This is a genomic window from Ascidiimonas aurantiaca, assembly GCF_037646345.1.
In the GTDB taxonomy this organism is placed as follows: domain Bacteria; phylum Bacteroidota; class Bacteroidia; order Flavobacteriales; family Flavobacteriaceae; genus Ascidiimonas; species Ascidiimonas aurantiaca.
Map to the genome: position 1 here is coordinate 182,380 of NZ_JBBEWR010000006.1, position 20,913 is coordinate 203,292.

Below are 20,913 nucleotides of genomic sequence, written 5' to 3' on the forward strand. Positions count from 1 at the left end.
AGCTAATATCATTCTATAAATATGGCATCAAACAAGAAATACTGGAAAAGTGTTGAAGAACTGAACCCTGAAAGTTCAGTAGTGGAAACGCTAAAACAGAATGAGTTTGTTGAAGAAATTCCGGTTGATGATTTTCTGGGGGATAAAGATAATCTTGAAGCCTCCTCTACCAGCCGAAGGGATTTCCTTAAATACGTGGGTTTTAGTACGGCTGCAGCTTCATTGGCAGCCTGTGAAGGCCCGGTTATCAAGTCTATACCTTATGTAGTTCAGCCGGAACAAATTCGTCCCGGTGTGGCAAATTTTTATGCTACTACCATTGCAGACGGGTATGATTTTGCTAGTATTCTGGTAAAAACACGTGAAGGACGGCCTATTAAAATAGAAAATAATACAGATGCAATTATAAACGGAGGTGCCAATGCCAGAGTTCAGGCTTCCGTATTGTCACTTTATGATAGTTTGAGAGTTCAGGGCCCTAAGTTAAATGGCGAATATGTGTCATGGAACGATCTTGATGCTGCTGTAGTTTCCAGGTTCAATGCATTAAAAGATAGTGGCAAGCAGGTAGTATTCCTTACACAAACATATGCCAGCCCCTCCACTAACAGGTTGATGGGTGAGTTTGTTGAGAAGTATCCTAATGCAAAACACATAACATACGATGCTATTTCAGAAGATGCAGCTTTAGATGCATTTCAGATAAAATACGGTAAAAGAGCGCTTGCTGATTATGATTTTTCAAAGGCAGACGTTATTGTTTCCATAGGTGCAGATTTTTTAAGTGACTGGCAGGGTGGAGGATATGATGATGGCTACGCGAAAGGCAGAATTCCAGCCAATGGTAAAATGTCACGTCATATTCATTTTGAGGCCAATATGTCTCTTACCGGAGCGAATGCAGACAAGCGCATTCCGCTAACACCTTCACAGCAAAAAGTTGCTTTAGCACATTTATACGGGTATGTCAACAATGTTTCGGTAGGGGGTGATCTCCCCGAAAATGTAGAACAGGCCCTTAAAAGTGCAGCTGCACAATTGCGCAAAGCAGGTAGCAGAGGTGTTGTGGTAACCGGAATTCAGGATATCAACGCCCAGGCACTTGCATTGGTGCTTAATGAAAACCTGGGGAGTGAAGTTATAGATGTAAAAGCGCCCAGAATGGTGCGACAGGGTAATATAAAAGAAGTAAATCAGCTTGTGGCAGATATGAAATCCGGTCGTGTTGGTGCTTTGGTGATGAGCGGTGTAAATCCCGCCTATACGCTTCCCAATGCTTCTGAGTTTATGGAAGCACTCGCTAATGTAGATCTGTCAGTTTCATTTACTATGAAAGAAGATGAAACAGCGGCAGGTGTAACCTTTGTGGCAGCAGCCCCTCACTACCTGGAATCCTGGGGTGATGTTGAGATGAAATTAGGACACTACAGTCTTACACAACCCGCCATAAGGCCTTTGTTTGATACCAGACAGCTTCAGGACGCAGTATTGAAATGGTTAGGAAGTGATAAAGCATATTACGATTACATAAAAGAAACCTGGACAACCGAGGTTTTAGGTACAACGCAATGGAACAAAGCCTTACATGATGGTGTTTTTGTTAAAACCGCTATAGAAGCAGATGCTACCGAAATGTCGCAAACTTCTGCTCCCGTTGAAGAAGCAGGTCAGGAAGCTGCCGGCTTTGCTGTGGCTTCTGCTGTAAGAATGCTTTCACAGGCATCTTCAAACGGACTTGAGCTTACTCTGTATCCTAAAGTTGGTATGGGAGACGGGCAACAGGCCAATAACCCCTGGTTACAGGAATTTCCAGACCCTATTACCAGAGTTTCATGGGATAATTACCTGACCATCTCGGCTGCTGATGCTGCCGGTTCTTTCAAAAACTGGAACGTAGCCAACGGAGGACTTAACGGTAGTTATGCCAGAGTACTTCTTGCAGATGGAACGTCTCTTGATAAAGTACCTGTAATTATACAACCCGGACAGGCAAAAGGTTCTGTAGGTTTGTCGTTTGGTTATGGTAAAAAACCCGGCATGAAAGCAGAAATGCAAACCGGTGTAAACGCATATACACTGTACAAAGATTTTAACAATGTACAGTCAATAACACTGGAAACAGTATCGGGAGAACATGAGTTTGCCTGCGTACAGCTTCATAACACCCTTATGGGTAGAGGCGATATCGTGAAAGAAACTACCTTGGAAATATTTAATACGAAAGATGCCAAACATTGGAATGAAAAACCACACGTTTCACTAGATCACCAAAATGTAGATGCAGTTTCAGTAGATCTTTGGGATACGTTTGATCGTTCTATAGGGCATCATTTCAATCTTTCCATAGATCTTAATGCATGTACCGGTTGCGGTGCATGTGTGATCGCCTGTCATGCTGAAAACAATGTGCCCGTTGTTGGAAAGGCAGAAGTGCGTAAGTCGCGAGACATGCACTGGCTTCGTATTGACCGCTATTATTCATCAGAAGAAACCTTTGAGGGAGATAATGAAACGAAAGATGGTATTTCAGGACTAAGTGATTCGCTTTCTACTTTTGGAGAGATGGAGAAAGCATCTGAGAACCCTCAGGTAGCTTTTCAGCCTGTAATGTGCCAGCACTGTAATCATGCGCCTTGTGAAACCGTATGTCCTGTAGCGGCTACCTCTCACAGTCGTCAGGGGCAAAACCATATGGCGTACAACCGCTGTGTGGGTACACGTTACTGTGCTAACAACTGTCCTTATAAAGTACGTCGTTTTAACTGGTTCCTTTACAGTGATAACAAAGAGTTTGACTACCATATGAATGATGACCTTGGTAAAATGGTTATCAATCCTGATGTGAACGTACGTTCGCGGGGAGTTATGGAAAAATGTTCTATGTGTATTCAAAAAACACAAAAAACGATACTCGATGCAAAAAAAGAAGGCAGAGAGGTAAAAGATGGTGAATTCCAAACGGCTTGTTCATCAGCGTGTTCCTCAGGAGCTATGGTGTTTGGTGATGTTAATGATAAAGAGAGTGAAGTAGCCCGTCTTAAAGATGATAACAGAATGTATCACCTGCTTGAGCATGTAGGTACCCGTCCTAACGTGTTCTATCATGTAAAAGTGAGAAATACAAACGAAGCTTAATAGTAACTAATAAAGACAATTATATAAGGATATGGCGTCGCATTACGAAGCACCTATACGAAGACCCCTGGTTACCGGAGATAAGACCTATCACGATGTAACGGTAGATATTGCAGCTCCGGTAGAGGGAAGGGCCAACAAGCAGTGGTGGATTGTATTTTCCATTGCGTTAGTAGCGTTTCTTTGGGGGTTAGGATGTATTATTTATACCATTTCCACAGGTATTGGTACTTGGGGATTAAATAAAACGGTAGGATGGGCCTGGGATATCACCAACTTTGTTTGGTGGGTTGGTATCGGTCACGCAGGAACCCTTATATCGGCAGTATTACTGTTATTCCGTCAAAAATGGAGAATGGCTATTAACCGTTCTGCAGAAGCGATGACAATTTTCTCAGTGGTACAGGCAGGATTGTTCCCTATTATACACATGGGACGTCCCTGGTTAGGTTATTGGGTGTTACCTATCCCTAATCAGTTCGGTTCTTTATGGGTGAACTTTAACTCACCACTGCTGTGGGACGTATTTGCGATCTCTACTTATCTTTCGGTTTCACTTGTTTTCTGGTGGACAGGGCTTTTACCCGACTTTGCCATGATAAGGGACCGTGCAGTAAAACCTTTTCAGAAAAAAGTATATAGTATTCTTAGTTTCGGGTGGACCGGAAGGGCTAAAGACTGGCAACGCTTTGAAGAAGTGTCACTGGTATTGGCAGGTCTCGCCACCCCTCTTGTACTTTCAGTACACACTATTGTATCATTTGACTTTGCCACTTCGGTAATCCCCGGATGGCACACAACCATATTCCCGCCTTACTTTGTGGCAGGTGCTATCTTTTCAGGTTTTGCAATGGTGAATACCCTATTGATCATAATGAGAAAAGTGGTACACCTTGAAGACTATATTACAGTGCAACATATAGAACTCATGAACATAGTAATCATGATCACAGGTTCTATAGTAGGATGTGCCTATATTACCGAGTTATTCATAGCATGGTACTCTGGTGTAGAATATGAACAGTACGCTTTCCTAAACAGGGCTACCGGTCCTTACTGGTGGGCATACTGGGCCATGATGACCTGTAATGTATTCTCTCCTCAGTTTATGTGGTTTAAAAAACTTAGAACCAGTATCATGTTCTCATTTATCATTTCAATCGTGGTAAATATAGGGATGTGGTTCGAGCGATTCGTAATTATCGTTACGTCTCTTCACAGAGATTACCTTCCTTCATCATGGACCATGTTCTCCCCCACATTCGTAGATATAGGAATTTACGTAGGTACCATAGGTTTCTTCTTTGTATTGTTCCTTTTATATGCGAGAACATTCCCTGTAATTGCTCAGGCCGAAGTAAAGACTATTTTAAAGTCTTCAAGTGATAAATATAAAAGATTGAGAGAAGCCGGAAAGCCACTTTACCAAATGCCGGAAACAGCACCTTTAATTGAAAAAGGGGATAATACTAATGCTGTGACTGCTATCGATCTTGAACAAAATGCTGAAAAGATCAGTGCTCTTGTTGCCAGTATAGGAACATTTGATAAAGAGATACAAAAACCGGATAACCTTAAGAAAATTAACGGAATAGGCCCGGTAATGGAAAAAACTTTAAACCAGATCGGTATCTATACGTTTGATCAGGTAAGTAAAATGACCGAAAACGAATATCGTTTACTGGATGAGATTACCGGATCATTCCCGGGAAGAGCACAACGTGATGATTGGGCCGGCCAGGCTGAAAACCTTAAAAATCAGTAACCGTATGAGTACGAAAGTAGTACAAGCACTGTATCAGGATGACGATATCCTTATGAACGCCGTTAAAAAGGTAAAAGCAGCACACTATCATATAGAAGAAGTGTATTGCCCCTTTCCGGTGCACGGCCTTGATAAAGCTATGGGGTTACAACCTACAAGGCTTGCCATTACAGCCTTCATGTATGGGTGTTTGGGCCTTACGGTAGCCATAACCATGATGAATTATATCATGATAGATGACTGGCCTCAGGACATTGGTGGAAAACCCAGTTTTAGCTTTTTTACCAACATGCCTGCATTTGTACCTATTATGTTTGAAATGACAGTCTTTTTTGCGGCACACCTTATGGTAATTACGTTTTATATGCGTAGTAAGTTGTGGCCATTTAAAAAAGCAGAGAACCCCGATGTTAGAACCACTGACGATCACTTCTTAATGGAGGTGGCCGTAAACGGAAATGAAGAAGAAATTACAGAGCTGCTTAAAGGCACCGGCGCAGTGGAAATAAAAATTTCAGAAAAGCATTAAAATAAGATATGAGAAGCTTTATCAATATAGGAATAGTTTTAGTAGCTGCTATCAGCCTTATATCATGTGCTGACAGTTCAAGGCCAAACTATCAGTTTTTCCCAAATATGTATGAGCCCGTAGGTTATGAAACCTATGGAGAGTCTGCTTTTCCAAACGGAATGGAAGCACAACTTCCTGCAGACAATACAATAAAAAGAGGCTGGATGCCTTATGCGTATGAGAATACGCTGGAGGGTAAAGAACTGGCACGAGCAGAACTAAAAAGCCCTCTGGATTCTCTTAATATTGAAGCAGATATGGCTTCCGGGAAACAATTGTACGATATTTATTGTGCTGTATGCCATGGAGGTAAAGGTGCTGGCGACGGAATACTTGTAAAACGCGAAAAAATACTGGGCGTACCCAACTATAAAGACCGTGATATTAATGAAGGTACCACCTACCACGTAATTTATCACGGTATCAACTCAATGGGGTCATATTCTTCACAATTAAACGAAGAAGAGCGTTGGCAGGTTTCCATATACGTTATGAAACTTAGAGAAGATTTATTAAAATAATTAATAGACAGAGTCAGGATATGTACACGTTTTCAAATAGGTTAAGAACAGCTTCCATCATACTGATGGTTCTGGGTGTTCTTGGATTAGGATACGGTTTTTTAAGTGCACCATCAACCATTGAAGAAGCCAAAGCCCTTGCGGCGGCTTCGGCAGATCATGGTCACGGTGCTGCGACCCATCACGAAGAGTCGGCCAGCCATGATACAGGTCATGCTGAAGAGGCTGGAGCGCATCACGGTGATGAGCACGGTCACGGAGCAGCACACGATAAGCACACACTTGACCAATATAAAAATAAGCCGTGGGCAGCATTATACGTAGCAGCACTCTTCTTTATGCTTATTTCTTTAGGAGTTTTAGCTTTTTATGCAATTCAGCGGGCAGCACAAGCAGGTTGGTCTCCTGTGCTTTTCAGAGTAATGGAAGGTATCACTGCTTACCTGTTACCAGGAGGTGTTATCGTTTTTGTAATCTTGGTTTTGTCTTCTCTGCATATGAACCACCTTTTTGTTTGGATGGATGCCGATGTAGTGGCTAACGATAAACTTATTCAAGGGAAAGTAGGATACCTGAATGTTCCTTTCTTCCTTATCCGGGCAGCCATTTATATTGGAGGATGGTATGCTTACAGACATTTTTCAAGAAAATTCTCCATTGCACAGGATACCGCAGACGATAATCGCTACTTCAAGAAAAACTTCAGAATATCAGCTGCGTTTCTCGTATTCTACCTGATAACTGAATCGATGATGTCCTGGGACTGGATCATGAGCTTAGATCCTCACTGGTTCAGTACATTGTTTGGATGGTACGTATTCGCAAGTATGTTTGTATCAGGTATCACCGTAATTGCCATGATTACTATTTACCTGAAATCAAAAGGGTATCTTGAGCACGTAAACGACAGTCATATTCATGACCTCGCCAAGTTTATGTTTGCTATTAGTGTTTTCTGGACCTATTTGTGGTTTTCACAATTTATGCTTATTTGGTATGCCAACATACCTGAAGAAATAACGTATTTTGTAACACGTTTTAACGATTATAAATTACCTTTCCTGGGAATGTTAGTTATGAACTTTGTTTTCCCGTTATTAATACTTATGAATAGTGATTATAAAAGAATTAACTGGTTTGTTATTACTGCCGGAATAGTAATTCTTTTGGGTCACTATGTAGATTTCTTTGTGATGATTATGCCTGCTACCGTAGGAGATAAATGGTTTATAGGTATAGCCGAGATTGGAGGGATTTTATTTTTCTTGGGGCTGTTTATTTTTATTGTGTTTACAGCACTTACCAAAGCACCTTTATTACCCAAAAGGAATCCTTTTATTGAGGAAAGCAAACATTTTCATTATTAATTTTAATTATTTAAAGTAACAGCACTAGATACGATGACGACTTTATTAACGATTGTAGTTCTCATACTTGTTTTTATCGCCATCTGGCAGATGACCAAAATATTTGAATTGTCACAGGCAGGTACAGAGAGGTCTGAGGTAGCCAATGATAAGGATAATAACATGAACGGATACCTCATGTTTGCCTTCCTTATTTTTATTTACCTTTTAACTATTTACTCTTTCTGGAAATGGGGGAAAGTATTGCTCGCTGAGCCGGCGTCAGAACATGGCGTAGATTATGATCTGTTAATGCTGATCTCAATGGTACTTATTTTCTTTGTGCAGACAGTTACACAGGCCCTTTTGCATTATTTTGCATTTAAGTATCGCGGACAAAAAGGGAAAAAGGCTCTTTTTTATGCAGATAATGATAAGCTTGAGTTTATATGGACTATTATCCCGGTGGTAGTACTGGCAGGTCTTATTTTATATGGCCTTTACACCTGGACCAATATTATGGATATCAATGAAGATGAAGGCGACCCTATAATCATAGAGTTATATGCGCAGCAGTTTAACTGGAAAGCCCGCTATGCCGGAGACGATAACGTTTTGGGAGATGCCAACGTTCGTTTCCTTCAGGATTTTGGCGGAAGAAATATGGTAGGAATTGATGCGTCTGATAAAAATGGTATGGACGATGTAGTGGTGACCAATGAACTACACCTGCCGGTAAATAGGAAAGTGATCTTTAAGATGCGTTCTCAGGATGTACTGCACTCAGCATATATGCCTCACTTCCGGGCACAAATGAACTGCGTACCGGGAATGATCACTCAATTCTCATTTACCCCTACCATAACTACTGCAGAGATGCGACTGAACCCTGATATAGTAGATAAAGTACTTAGAACAAATAAGATTAGAGCCGATAAAAATAAAAATCTCCCCGAAGGAGAAGAACCTCTTGACCCATGGGAGTTTGATTATATACTTTTGTGTAATAAGATTTGCGGTACGTCACACTATAACATGCAAATGAAAATTGTAGTTGAAACTGAAGAAGAATTCAATGCATGGCTTAAGGATCAGCAGACTTTCGGACAAATGATAGCAGCTGAATAACACTCTGCTGTAGAAAAGGAAAAAGAAATAAAAGCGAATTAATAAAGAGATTATGTCAGCAACAGCACACGCACACGTAGAAGATCATTCACACGATCACGGACATCATCATAAGGAAACATTTGTTACAAAATATATTTTTAGCCAGGATCATAAGATGATCTCTAAGCAATACCTTATTACCGGTCTTATTATGGGCTTTATCGGTATTGCTATGTCATTGCTTTTCAGAATGCAGTTGGCCTGGCCGGGAGAGTCCTTCAAAATTTTTGATGTTCTTCTGGGTAAATGGTCAACAGATGGAGTAATGGATCCCAATATTTACCTTGCACTGGTTACTATTCACGGTACCATTATGGTATTTTTTGTCTTAACCGCAGGGCTTAGTGGTACATTTAGTAACCTTTTAATACCACTTCAAATTGGAGCGCGAGATATGGCCTCCGGTTTCCTTAATATGGTATCTTACTGGTTGTTTTTCCTTTCCAGTGTGATTATGGTAATTTCTCTGTTCGTAGAAGCAGGTCCGGCATCTGCAGGGTGGACAGTATATCCTCCGTTAAGTGCTTTGCCGCAGGCACAACCTGGTTCCGGCGCAGGTATGACCTTATGGCTGGTATCTATGGCCGTCTTTATCGCTTCATCGCTGCTAGGTTCTCTTAACTACGTAGTTACCGTATTAAACCTTAGAACCAAAGGAATGTCAATGACCAGATTACCACTTACCATTTGGGCATTTTTTATTACTGCTATCATTGGTATCGTGTCGTTCCCCGTTCTATTATCGGCAGCACTGCTGTTAATTATGGATCGTAGTTTTGGTACTTCTTTTTTCCTTTCAGATATTTTTATACAGGGAGAAGTTTTACACTATCAAGGAGGATCTCCGGTATTATACGAACACCTTTTCTGGTTCTTAGGTCACCCTGAGGTATATATTGTACTGTTACCGGCATTGGGTATTACTTCTGAAGTAATTGCTACAAATGCCCGAAAACCAATTTTTGGATATAGGGCCATGGTAGCTTCTATTATAGCTATTGCCTTCCTCTCTACCATTGTATGGGGTCACCACATGTTTATATCAGGTATGAATCCTTTCCTGGGTTCAGTATTTACCTTTACCACCTTATTAATTGCGATCCCTTCAGCAGTAAAAGCATTTAATTACATCACGACTCTATGGAAAGGGAATTTGCAGTTTAACCCTGCCATGTTGTTTTCCATAGGTTTGGTTTCTACCTTTATCACAGGAGGTCTTACCGGTATTATTCTGGGAGATAGTACACTTGACATTAACGTGCATGATACTTATTTTGTAGTGGCACACTTTCACCTGGTAATGGGTATTTCTGCCTTATACGGACTTTTCGCAGGGGTGTATCACTGGTTCCCTAAAATGTTTGAAGGTAAAATGATGAATAAAAACCTTGGTTACATTCATTTCTGGGTAACAGCAGTTTGTGCGTACGGGGTATTCTTCCCAATGCACTTTATTGGAATGGCAGGATTACCAAGAAGGTATTATCAAAACACAGCTTTCCCTATGTTTGATGATCTGCAGGATGTAAACGTAGTAATTACCGTATTTGCACTTATAGCTGGTGCTGCACAGTTAATTTTTGTTTACAATTTTGTGAAGAGCATTTTCTATGGCAAAAAAGGCCCAGAAAACCCCTGGAACTCTACCACCTTAGAGTGGACAGCTCCGCAAAAGCATATACACGGAAACTGGCCCGGAGCCATCCCAGAGGTGCATCGCTGGGCATATGACTACAGCAAGACCGGTGAGAATGGAGAGTACGTAATTCCTGGACAGGATTATGTTCCGCAACACATACCGTTGCAGGAAGGCGAAGAAGAACTCAATCACTAGAGTATTTATAAAATATTAAGAAAACCTCCGAATAATGCTCGGAGGTTTTTTATTTATAGAAGTGTTTTACAGCAAAGCTAGTTTCATGCTAACTTCTGTACTTTTCCATTATCTTTGTTTTGTATGAATACAAATTTAGATCCTACCGATAAACACTTTTCACCTGAAGAGCAGGATATAGAAAGAGCACTGCGCCCGTTGTCTTTTGATGATTTTACAGGCCAGGAAAGTGTGTTAGACAATCTAAAAGTGTTTGTTGAAGCAGCAAACCTTCGGGGAGATGCACTGGATCATACCCTTTTTCACGGTCCTCCGGGACTGGGAAAAACCACATTGGCACATATTCTGGCCAGTGAGTTGGGAGTAGGTATAAAAGTAACCTCCGGTCCTGTACTGGACAAGCCGGGCGATCTGGCAGGCCTTCTCACCAATCTTGAAGAACGTGACGTACTCTTTATTGATGAAATACACCGCCTGAGCCCTGTTGTGGAAGAATACCTGTATTCGGCCATGGAAGATTATAAAATAGATATTATGATCGAAAGCGGCCCTAATGCAAGAACAGTACAGATCAACTTACACCCTTTTACGCTGGTAGGAGCCACCACCCGTTCAGGACTTCTTACCGCTCCCATGCGGGCACGTTTTGGTATAAGCAGCAGGCTGGAGTATTATAATACAGAACTTTTATCTACCATAGTACAAAGAAGTGCCCATATACTAAAAGTACCCATATCTATGGAAGCAGCTATAGAAATAGCCGGCAGAAGCCGGGGTACACCACGTATCGCAAATGCACTTTTAAGGAGAGTGCGTGATTTTGCACAGATAAAAGGCGATGGTACTATAGATATTGAGATATCCAAATACAGCCTGAAAGCTTTAAACGTAGATGCGCACGGGTTGGATGAAATGGATAACAAAATTCTGGCTACCATTATAGATAAATTTAAAGGAGGGCCCGTTGGTATTACCACTTTGGCAACTGCTGTTTCCGAAAGTGCAGAAACCATAGAAGAAGTATATGAACCTTTTCTTATACAACAGGGATTTATAATAAGAACTCCCAGAGGGCGGGAAGTTACCGAACATGCCTATCAACACTTAGGGAGAATTAAAGGAGGTACACAATCAGGACTTTTTTAAAAGTCATTAGTTTTTGAATACAAAACAGCAACATACCCATATGATCAAAACCGAAGCAAAGCGCCTCGGTTTTTTATCGTGTGGCATATCAAAAGCCGAATTTTTAGAAGAAGAGGCTCCCAGGCTCGAGCGATGGTTACAGCAAAATATGCATGGAGAAATGAAATACATGGAAAATCATTTTGACAAACGCCTGGATCCCCGCCTGCTGGTAAACGGAGCCAAATCAGTAATATCATTACTTCTCAATTATTATAACCCGGAGAACCAGGCAGACCCGAACGCTCCAAAAATTTCCAAATATGCATATGGAAAAGACTATCATTTTGTCATTAAAAATAAGCTTAAAGAATTATTGGCCTTTATTCATGAAGAAATAGGAGAGGTAAACGGAAGGGCGTTTGTAGATTCTGCTCCCGTACTCGATAAGGCATGGGCCGTTAAAAGCGGTCTGGGATGGATGGGTAAACACAGCAATGTGCTTACACAAAAAGTAGGATCATTTTATTTCATAGCAGAACTCATTGTAGATATTGACCTCGAATATGACACACCGGTCACAGACCACTGTGGTAGCTGTACTGCATGTATAGATGCCTGCCCTACACAAGCCATCACACAACCGTATGTAGTTAACGGGAGTAAATGTATATCTTATTTCACAATAGAATTAAAAAGCGAATTACCTTTGGAATACGCAGGTAAGTTTGATGACTGGATGTTTGGCTGTGATGTTTGTCAGGACGTTTGCCCCTGGAACCGCTTTTCCAAACCTCATAACGAACCCTTATTTGACCCGCATCCTGAACTCTTGTCAATGCAGAAAAAAGACTGGGAAGAAATAACCCGGGAAGTTTTTAATGACATTTTTCGAAAGTCGGCCGTCAAAAGAACCAAATTTGAGGGGCTTAAAAGAAATATCGCATTTCTCACTAAAACTAAACCATAACAAGAGGGCGGGTACTTTGCCTTTCAACAATATGAGTAGGTAGTTGTAAAAGCTGTTGCTTCACCAACTCCCCGGTTTTCATACTTCGTATCTCATTAAGCAAAAGTGAAACCGCACGTTTCCCCATTTCAAAATTAGGTTGCTCTACTGTAGATAGTGTGGGAGATACCAGTTTAGATAATTGCCAGTTACTAAACCCCATTACAGATACATCGTATGGTATCTTCCGGTTATGTTTTTTCAAAGCAAACATACATCCCGCAGCCAACAGGTCTGTGATCGTAAAAATACCGTCCATGTCAGGATGTTCAGACAGAGCTTTTTCGGTAAAAGCAATCCCCTCTTCATAACTAAACTTTCTGCATGTATATACCATTTCAGGAGTAAAGGTAATACCATGAGCCTGAAGCGCATTTTTATACCCGTTAAATCGCTCACTCGCATTTTTGGGTATTTGCGGCCCATTAATATGCATGATCTTCCGGCATCCGGTCTGAATAAGGTGATTAACCGCCATAAAAGCAGCCTTCTCATCATTAATAATCACTTTAGAGCAATCTACCTCATCTGTAGTTTTGTCTATTAACACCAGTGGTATGTCACGATGTTTTACCTGATGAAGATGCTCAAAAGTGCTGGTTTCATTAGAAAGAGATACTATAATGCCATCTACCCGTTGATCAAGAAGCAATTCAATTTGCTTTTTTTCCAGTTCAAATGATTCATTTGATTGTAGGGTAATCACCAGATATCCGTTTTTTTCTGCTTCGGCAATTACGCCATTAATAACATTAGAAAAGAAATGGTGCACAATTTCAGGCATGATAAGCCCAATGATCTTGGTCTCTTTATTCCTGAAATTAACAGCCAGCGCACTGGGCTTATAGTTGAGCTTTTTAGCCAGTATTTTTACGTGTTGTTTAGTTTCCCGGCTAATATCAGGATAATCCTTCAGGGCTTTGGAAACCGTGGTAACTGATACTCCGAGTATCTGAGCAATATCTTTTAGTTTAACAGCTTTCATTATGCTTTGATTGAAAGTTTTACAGGCTGTTTTTTTATCGTTCAAAAATAAAGCTATTTTGTGCGATATTTTTTTTTTAACACATTAAAATGTATATTCGGCAATAATGTAGTAAAAAGAATATGTATTTTTTTGTTTTTTCACATTTATATTAAAATATATGCATAAAGCTTTTTGGCCAGTAAGGTTAAAAAGCTTTTTTTGATCAACCAAATAACCACTAATCATGAATTCTTTATCTCCCATAGATATAGGTGTTATTGTTTTTTATTTGATAGGGATCATTATTTACGGAATTTCCAAATCAAAAAGAAGCAGTTCTGAGGATTACTTTCTGGGTGGGCGTACGATGACCTGGCCCATTGTAGGGATTGCTCTGTTTTCAGCAAATATTTCCAGTTCTACCCTTGTTGGATTAGCATCCGATGCTTACCAAACCAATATTAATGTCTATAACTATGAATGGTTTGCAGTTGTGGTTTTGATCTTTTTCTCCATTTTCTTTTTACCGTTTTATCTCAAATCAGGCGTCTATACCATGCCCGAATTTCTGGAAAGACGTTATGATAACCGATCGAGATACTATTTCTCATTCATCACCGTAGTAGGAAATATTCTTGTTGACACCGCAGCAGGTTTGTATGTCGGGAAAATTGTACTAACTCTTTTGTTCCCGCAATTAGACCCCACGCTTATATTAGTGATATTGGCGGTTGCAGCGGCGGCTTATACCATACCAGGCGGACTTAACTCTGTAATACAAACAGAAGTAATACAGGCAGTGTTACTCATAATAGGGTCTTGTTTACTCACCTTTTTTGCTTTTAATGAATTAGGTGGTGGTTGGAGTGCCATGATGGATAATCTTAATGTGATGCTGGCCAATGGAGATGTGAATTTTGGCAACAGAGCAGATGAGGGCAAATTTATTCCCGCTAACGCTGGTGAGGTATTTAGTTTGGTAAGGCCTTCTAACGATGAGTTCATGCCCTGGTGGGGATTGCTTACAGGCGTACCACTCCTCGGGTTTTATTTTTGGGCCAATAACCAGTTTATGGTACAACGTGTACTTGGCGCCAAAGACCTTAACCACGGTCGTTGGGGAGCCCTATTTGCAGGATTTCTTAAACTACCCGTTATTTTTATTATGGTAGTTCCCGGCGTACTGGCGCTAATCTTATTTAATACACTCGATATTTCAGAACTCAATTATGCCCTCAGCAATGGTGAAATATGTACCGAATTGTCTGATTGCCCTAACCTTACGTATCCCGTATTGTTGTTCCAGTTACTCCCTACCGGAATTCTGGGATTAGTGGTAGCAGGACTTATGGCAGCTATGATGTCATCCGTGTCGGCTACTTTCAATTCTGCTTCCACATTAGTAACTATGGATTTTGTACGACAAATCAATCCCAGGCTTACCAGTATCCAACTTGTAAGAGTAGGTCAGATCACTACCGTTATTTTGGTGATTTTAGCTATTTCATGGGTGCCTTTTATAGAAAGGGTAAGTGATTCTTTATGGACGTATCTGCAGTTGGTAATTGCATATACTTCTCCGCCGGCAGTAGCTACTTTTGTTTTGGGACTCTTTTGGAAAAGAGCCAATGGAACCGGCTCTATCGTAAGTTTGTTATTTGGGTTTTCCGTAGCTATATTTATGATCCTGTCCCAGGTTTTTGATTGGGTTCCCATCATAAACGAATTACACTTTCTGGCAAAAGCTACCTGGTTATTTGCTCTTTGTCTGACCGTTCATTTTCTGGTGAGCTCTTCTACTGCACCTCCTCCGCCACAGAAAGTAAAAGAATATACCTATAAAAAAGAAATATTTGTTGCCGAAACAGAAGAATTAAAAGTAATTCCGTGGTATAAAAACTATAGAAAACTGGCTTTTTTATTGCTGGTACTCACTGCACTTATAGTAGGGTATTTTTGGTAATAGTGAGAAGAGGCAAAATCTTTTTGAAAATACAAAAGTTCTATGAAAAAACTTGCTGTTCGTGTTTCCCTGTATCTTAACTATTTTGTTTTTGCGATCCTTTTAAACAGCGTAGGGATCGTAATTCTTAAATCACAAAATAACTACGGGGTAGATGAGGTGACAGCAAGTGCACTGGAAGCATTTAAAGACCTTCCTATTGCCATTGTTTCATTTGTAATAGCTTCTTTTCTGCCACGTCTGGGATATAAACGTTCCATGCTTGCAGGGCTTGCATTGGTTACCATAGCATGTGTGGTGATGTATTATGGGAATTCGTTCAATACTGCTAAACTGTTGTTTGCGACCGTAGGAGTATCATTTGCTCTTATTAAGGTTTCCGTCTATTCCATGATCGGAGTGGTTACCCAAAACAGGCGACAACACAATAGCCTTATGAGTTCTATTGAAGGCGTGTTTATGATGGGAATTGCATTGGCCTATTTTCTTTTCCCTGCATTTAACAGAGAAGAAAACATAAATGCATGGCTTGATGTGTATTGGTTGCTGGCAGGCTTATCTTTACTTTCATTTCTCTTTTTACTTTTCACCCGTTTTGACAATCCGCCCGAAGCCCCCGGGACCAACCTTACAGAAGATTTCATGCAAATGATCTCTTTACTTACCAGATTACTCATACTGGTTTTTGTTATTAGTGCATTTCTTTTTGTAATGATAGAACAGGGTATCATGTCATGGTTGCCCACGTTTAACGACAGAGTGTTAAAGCTTCCTGAAAATGTGAGTATCATGATGACCAGTATTCTGGCCATTTCTCTGGCTGTAGGGCGCTTACTTGCCGGGCAGCTCACCCGAAAGGTTCATTGGATATGGGTATTAACCGCCTGTACCTTACTGGCTATGGTACTGGTGGTAGTTGTTTTACCGCGTACCGTTGGGCTGGAGGTTGGGGAGATCCGTAAACTATCAGATATTCCGTTTACAGGTTTTGCTTTTCCGTTAATAGGTCTTTTTATAGCACCCATTTACCCTTTGCTAAATTCTGTGGTACTCAGCGCACTTCCCCAAAAACTGCATAGCCCCATGACCGGACTTATAGTCGTTTTTTCAGCTTTAGGTGGAACATTAGGTTCCCGGTTTATAGGATGGTTGTTTAAAATGGCAGGCCCTGAAAATGCCTTTTATTATACACTCATTCCCATGTTGCTACTATTATTATCGTATTTCATACTCAAAAACCTTACTCAAAAAAATGTTCTTCAAACTTAAAACAAAAGAAACCCTTGAACACTTACTGGCTCAGGAAGATACAGACGGTGACAAGAAAATTACCCGGGAAGATAATGGCCCGGGATGTTTTGAGATCGAAACCGAAGATGGTGTGTTGTACAAAGTAAAAGGCACGTATTATCTTTCCAACCTTCTTCAGGAACTGGCACTTGCCGCACGGGCAGGGAAAAGTAAAGTTACCATACCGCTCAGAAAGATAGAAGAACCACCGGCCACCCGTATATCACGAATGATACGTTACTACTTTTGGGATGACCTTACACGATCTGTCGATGAGGCAGGATTAAATGCTATTCTTAAAGATGATAAAGCCAGAGAGAGTGTTCAAAGAATATATGTACCGGCAACAGATCCCGTGGCAGCTAAGTACTTTAAAAAGCTTCAACAAAAAATACGAACGCTGGAAGTTATCATTCTCCCCAAAATAATTACTCCAGAGTATGTGCTTTCCATTAACAATAAGCCAGGCATACTTTCCTTAAAGATCGATAAGGATAAGGGCGTGCCTTTTGTAGTTCCCGGAGGGCGCTTCAATGAAATGTACGGATGGGACAGCTATTTTGAAAATATAGGGTTATTATTAGATGGCCGTAAAGATCTCGCTATAGCCATGATAGATAATTTTTGCTATCAGATTCAGCACTATGGAAAAATACTTAATGCTAATCGCACTTATTACCTCACGCGCACCCAACCCCCGTTTTTAACCTCCTGCATACGCGACCTACTGGATAAAGACCCTGATCAAAATATACAATGGATACACCAGGCAGTAACCGCCGCTATACAAGAATATGAAACCGTCTGGATGACAGCAGGTAAAAGATGCTGTACCAACGGACTGAACCGCTATTATGCCGAAGGTATCGGGATGCCTCCCGAAACGGAGGAAGGTCATTTTGATGATATCTTAAGCAAATATGCCTTACGACACAAAATACCCCTTCGGGAATTTGAACAAAAATATGCGGCCCGAAAACTGGTAGATAAAGAGCTTGACCTTTACTTTGTGCATGACCGTAGCTTACGGGAAAGCGGACACGATACCACCTGGAGACTTGATAATATTTGTGCCAGTTTAAATACCGTAGATCTTAACTCGTTGCTGTACGTATATGAAACCGACCTGGAATATCTTCTAAAAACGTATTTCAATGGTACTTTTCAAATGCCCTTCGGGAAACGATACACCTCAGATATTTGGGCACAAAAAGCAATGGAAAGAAAAGCCCTGATACAAAAACTGTTATGGAATAAGGATGAGGGAAGTTTTTTTGATTACGACTTTGTTGCCAAAAAACAAACCGGTTTTGCCTCTGCTACCAACTTTTATCCTTTATGGGCCCGCTTATGCACACCTTCTCAGGCTTTAAGAATGGTAAAAATAATAATGCGTGATTTCAGGGCCAGAGGAGGCATCCTGGCCACATCAAAAGCATCAGTTCAGAAACTAAGCAAGGACCGTCCCCAAAAACAATGGGATTACCCTAATGGCTGGGCACCTCATCAAATGATTATTTGGAAAGGCTTACGCAATTATGGCTTTGAAGATGAAGCCCAGGAACTGATATACCGGTGGCTCTGGATGATTACCAAAAATGCTGTAGATTACAACGGCACCGTACCCGAAAAGTACGATGTAGTAAACGCTACACACAAAGTGTATGCAGAATACGGGAATGTTGGAACCACTTTTGATTATATTACCACTTCGGGATTTGGGTGGATGAACGCCTCATACCAATACGGATTGCATTTGCTCAGAAATGATTTTTTAAAACAATTAAATACACTAACAGACCCTGATATCCTGTTTTCCAGTCCGTAAGTATTTTACAGTTCCTTCGTACAGAAAGAAAGAATGCTTTACCTTTGCAACTTCACAAAAATTGTTTTATGAGCAAAGAAAGCCGAAGGAAAGAAGCACTCATTTATCATGCAAAACCTCAGCCTGGAAAAATTAAAATAGTACCTACCAAAAGGTATGCTACGCAGAGAGATCTGGCGCTGGCATACTCTCCGGGTGTGGCAGAACCTTGTCTTGAGATACAAAAAGACCCGAAAAACGTTTACAAATATACAACCAAAGGGAATCTGGTAGCTGTTATTACCAATGGTTCTGCAGTTTTAGGGTTGGGAAATATAGGCCCGGAAGCTTCCAAACCTGTGATGGAAGGGAAAAGTCTTTTGTTTAAGATCTTTGCAGATATAGATGGAATGGACATTGAGCTGGATGCCAAAGATGTAGATAAGTTTGTAGAAACCGTTAAGACCATCGCACCTACTTTTGGCGGGATCAACCTGGAAGATATTAAAGCTCCCGAAGCATTTGAAATAGAAAAAAGACTAAAAGAAGAACTGGATATTCCGGTTATGCATGACGATCAGCACGGTACAGCCATTATTTCGGCTGCAGCTCTTTTGAATGCTCTTGAAATTACCGGTAAAAAAATAGAAGAAGTACGTATTGTGATCAGTGGTGCAGGGGCTGCGGCTATTTCATGTACCCGCCTTTACAAGGCCTTTGGGGCAAAAGTAGAAAATATAGTAATGCTGGATAGCAAAGGGGTAATACGAATGGATCGCGAGAACCTCTCTGCCGAAAAAACTGAATTCGCCACATCCAGAAAAATAGATACTCTTGAAGAGGCTATGAAAGATGCCGATGTTTTCATAGGCCTCTCTATTGCCAATATTGTTACTCCCGATATGCTAATATCCATGGCACCCAATCCTATAGTATTTGCCATGGCCAATCCTGATCCTGAAATTGACTACAATCTGGCAGTGGCCACACGGGAAGATATCATTATGGCAACAGGGCGCTCAGACCATCCCAACCAGGTAAACAATGTATTGGGGTTCCCTTTTATTTTCAGAGGTGCTTTAGATGTTAGAGCCACCAAGATCAATGAAGCTATGAAAATGGCAGCCGTTAAAGCATTGGCAGAATTGGCCAAACAGCCCGTTCCCGAACAGGTAAATATAGCTTATAATGAAACACGGCTTACTTTTGGCAGAGAGTATATTATCCCTAAGCCATTCGATCCGCGTCTAATTGCAGAAGTGCCTCCGGCGGTAGCACATGCCGCTATGGAGACCGGGGTTGCCAAAGAGCCTATAACCAACTGGAATGAATACCGGGAAACCCTTTTACAACGATTGGGTAATGATCGTAAAGAAGTAAGGCTCCTTCATAACAGGGCGCGTACCAGCCCTAAAAGAGTAGTTTTTGCCGAAGCAGATCAACTCGATGTGTTAAAGGCAGCTCAAATTACCTATGATGAGGGTATTGCTATTCCGGTTCTTATGGGTAACAAAGAAACTATTCTTAACCTCAAGAAAGAAATAGAATTTGATGCAGAAGTACAGATTATAGATCCCAAAACAGACGAATGTAATGAGACGAAAGAGTACTATGCGCGTAAATACTGGGGAGCCCGAAAACGCAGAGGAGTAACCCTGTATGACGCACAGAAGAAAATGCGGGAACGCAACTACTTTGCGGCCATGATGGTTAATGAAGGAGATGCCGATGCTCTTATAACCGGATATTCCAGAAGCTACCCTTCGGTTGTAAAGCCCATGTTAGAGCTCATAGGCAAAGCAAATGGCGTAACCAAAATTGCCGCCATGAACCTTATGATCACAGAAAGAGGACCCATGTTTCTGGCCGATACTTCTATCAACATAGACCCTACAGCAAAAGAACTCGCTAAAATTGCACAAATGACCGCTCAAACCATACGAATGTTTGGTATTGACCCCGTTATTGCCATGCTCTCTTATACTAATTTTGGCGCTTCGTCAAATGAACGTGCTGCTAAGGTCAAAGAAGCCGTTAGTTATCTTCACAGGCATTATCCCGATATTGTAGTAGATGGAGAATTACAGTCAGACTTTGCGTTAAACAGCAGTATGCTTCAAAAGAACTTCTCATTTTCCAAGCTGGCAGGACGTAAAGTAAATACCCTTGTCTTTCCCAATCTGGACGCAGCCAATATTACCTATAAGCTTATGAAAGAACTCAATAAAGCAGAGTCTATAGGCCCTATATTACTGGGAATGCGCAAACCGGTACACATACTACAGTTAGGTTCCAGTGTTGATGAAATCGTGAACATGACCGCCATTGCCGTAATTGATGCTCAGGAGAAAGAAAAAAGGGCACGTGCTATGGTATAGATTAGACCTTTCGTGTAGTGAGTTGCCATGTC

At 41.0% G+C, this 20,913-nt stretch carries 14 protein-coding genes; 13 read left to right on the forward strand and 1 reads right to left on the reverse strand.

Annotated elements, in window-relative coordinates; all coding sequences use genetic code 11:
• Positions 1-21 precede the first annotated feature (21 nt).
• The 9 genes from WAO84_RS08395 (at position 22) to queG (ending at position 12,437) form a co-directional block, all read left to right on the forward strand.
• Positions 22-3,135 carry a TAT-variant-translocated molybdopterin oxidoreductase gene (locus WAO84_RS08395; protein WP_340065069.1) on the forward strand — a complete coding sequence of 1,038 codons (3,114 nt, stop codon included), beginning with the start codon at positions 22-24 and terminating at the stop codon, positions 3,133-3,135.
• A 31-nt stretch (positions 3,136-3,166) separates the two neighbouring features.
• On the forward strand, positions 3,167-4,900 hold the full coding sequence (gene nrfD / locus WAO84_RS08400; RefSeq protein ID WP_340065071.1) for an NrfD/PsrC family molybdoenzyme membrane anchor subunit: 1,734 nt from the start codon (positions 3,167-3,169) through the stop codon (positions 4,898-4,900).
• A gap of 4 nt (positions 4,901-4,904) precedes the next feature.
• On the forward strand, positions 4,905-5,429 hold the full coding sequence (locus tag WAO84_RS08405; protein ID WP_340065073.1) for a DUF3341 domain-containing protein: 525 nt from the start codon (positions 4,905-4,907) through the stop codon (positions 5,427-5,429).
• An 8-nt stretch (positions 5,430-5,437) separates the two neighbouring features.
• Positions 5,438-5,992, forward strand: a complete 555-nt coding sequence (locus WAO84_RS08410) for a c-type cytochrome (RefSeq protein ID WP_340065074.1) — start codon at positions 5,438-5,440, stop codon at positions 5,990-5,992.
• 20 nt (positions 5,993-6,012) lie between these two features.
• Positions 6,013-7,359, forward strand: a complete 1,347-nt coding sequence (locus WAO84_RS08415) for a quinol:cytochrome C oxidoreductase (RefSeq protein WP_340065076.1) — start codon at positions 6,013-6,015, stop codon at positions 7,357-7,359.
• A 33-nt stretch (positions 7,360-7,392) separates the two neighbouring features.
• Positions 7,393-8,466: a cytochrome c oxidase subunit II gene (locus WAO84_RS08420; protein ID WP_340065078.1), complete on the forward strand. Its 1,074-nt coding sequence runs from the start codon at positions 7,393-7,395 to the stop codon at positions 8,464-8,466.
• A gap of 52 nt (positions 8,467-8,518) precedes the next feature.
• On the forward strand, positions 8,519-10,342 hold the full coding sequence (locus WAO84_RS08425; RefSeq protein WP_340065079.1) for a cytochrome c oxidase subunit I: 1,824 nt from the start codon (positions 8,519-8,521) through the stop codon (positions 10,340-10,342).
• Between the two features lie 123 nt (positions 10,343-10,465).
• Positions 10,466-11,488 (forward strand): Holliday junction branch migration DNA helicase RuvB, encoded by a 1,023-nt coding sequence (gene ruvB / locus WAO84_RS08430; RefSeq protein ID WP_340065080.1) that lies wholly within the window; start codon positions 10,466-10,468, stop codon positions 11,486-11,488.
• A 40-nt stretch (positions 11,489-11,528) separates the two neighbouring features.
• Entirely contained in the window at positions 11,529-12,437 is a 909-nt protein-coding gene (queG, locus tag WAO84_RS08435; RefSeq protein WP_422614479.1) for a tRNA epoxyqueuosine(34) reductase QueG, read from the forward strand.
• On the opposite strand, the gene WAO84_RS08440 is transcribed toward queG, so the two are convergent.
• Entirely contained in the window at positions 12,427-13,461 is a 1,035-nt protein-coding gene (locus WAO84_RS08440) for a LacI family DNA-binding transcriptional regulator (protein ID WP_340065083.1), read from the reverse strand. The genes queG and WAO84_RS08440 overlap by 11 nt on opposite strands.
• 226 nt (positions 13,462-13,687) lie before the next feature.
• On the opposite strand from WAO84_RS08440, the gene WAO84_RS08445 reads away from it, so the two are divergent.
• From WAO84_RS08445 to WAO84_RS08460, 4 genes are all read left to right on the forward strand, one after another.
• Positions 13,688-15,406 (forward strand): sodium:solute symporter, encoded by a 1,719-nt coding sequence (locus tag WAO84_RS08445; RefSeq protein ID WP_340065085.1) that lies wholly within the window; start codon positions 13,688-13,690, stop codon positions 15,404-15,406.
• A 42-nt stretch (positions 15,407-15,448) separates the two neighbouring features.
• Positions 15,449-16,675, forward strand: coding sequence for an MFS transporter (locus tag WAO84_RS08450; RefSeq protein WP_340065086.1), 1,227 nt, complete (start codon positions 15,449-15,451; stop codon positions 16,673-16,675).
• Complete coding sequence (locus tag WAO84_RS08455) at positions 16,659-18,524, forward strand: trehalase family glycosidase (RefSeq protein WP_340065087.1); 1,866 nt, start codon at positions 16,659-16,661, stop codon at positions 18,522-18,524. Before WAO84_RS08450 ends, WAO84_RS08455 begins: the two co-directional genes overlap by 17 nt.
• 68 nt (positions 18,525-18,592) lie before the next feature.
• Positions 18,593-20,881, forward strand: coding sequence for an NADP-dependent malic enzyme (locus tag WAO84_RS08460; protein ID WP_340065088.1), 2,289 nt, complete (start codon positions 18,593-18,595; stop codon positions 20,879-20,881).
• Positions 20,882-20,913: the final 32 nt, after the last annotated feature.

Excerpts from the sequence above, each read along its gene's own strand:
- WAO84_RS08395 (WP_340065069.1), top strand. The coding sequence starts at position 22 with ATGGCATCAAACAAGAAATACTGGAAAAGTGTTGAAGAACTGAACCCT.
- nrfD (WP_340065071.1), top strand. The coding sequence starts at position 3,167 with ATGGCGTCGCATTACGAAGCACCTATACGAAGACCCCTGGTTACCGGA.
- WAO84_RS08405 (WP_340065073.1), top strand. The coding sequence starts at position 4,905 with ATGAGTACGAAAGTAGTACAAGCACTGTATCAGGATGACGATATCCTT.
- WAO84_RS08410 (WP_340065074.1), top strand. The coding sequence starts at position 5,438 with ATGAGAAGCTTTATCAATATAGGAATAGTTTTAGTAGCTGCTATCAGC.
- WAO84_RS08415 (WP_340065076.1), top strand. The coding sequence starts at position 6,013 with ATGTACACGTTTTCAAATAGGTTAAGAACAGCTTCCATCATACTGATG.
- WAO84_RS08420 (WP_340065078.1), top strand. The coding sequence starts at position 7,393 with ATGACGACTTTATTAACGATTGTAGTTCTCATACTTGTTTTTATCGCC.
- WAO84_RS08425 (WP_340065079.1), top strand. The coding sequence starts at position 8,519 with ATGTCAGCAACAGCACACGCACACGTAGAAGATCATTCACACGATCAC.
- ruvB (WP_340065080.1), top strand. The coding sequence starts at position 10,466 with ATGAATACAAATTTAGATCCTACCGATAAACACTTTTCACCTGAAGAG.
- queG (WP_422614479.1), top strand. The coding sequence starts at position 11,529 with ATGATCAAAACCGAAGCAAAGCGCCTCGGTTTTTTATCGTGTGGCATA.
- WAO84_RS08440 (WP_340065083.1), bottom strand. The coding sequence starts at position 13,461 with ATGAAAGCTGTTAAACTAAAAGATATTGCTCAGATACTCGGAGTATCA.
- WAO84_RS08445 (WP_340065085.1), top strand. The coding sequence starts at position 13,688 with ATGAATTCTTTATCTCCCATAGATATAGGTGTTATTGTTTTTTATTTG.
- WAO84_RS08450 (WP_340065086.1), top strand. The coding sequence starts at position 15,449 with ATGAAAAAACTTGCTGTTCGTGTTTCCCTGTATCTTAACTATTTTGTT.
- WAO84_RS08455 (WP_340065087.1), top strand. The coding sequence starts at position 16,659 with ATGTTCTTCAAACTTAAAACAAAAGAAACCCTTGAACACTTACTGGCT.
- WAO84_RS08460 (WP_340065088.1), top strand. The coding sequence starts at position 18,593 with ATGAGCAAAGAAAGCCGAAGGAAAGAAGCACTCATTTATCATGCAAAA.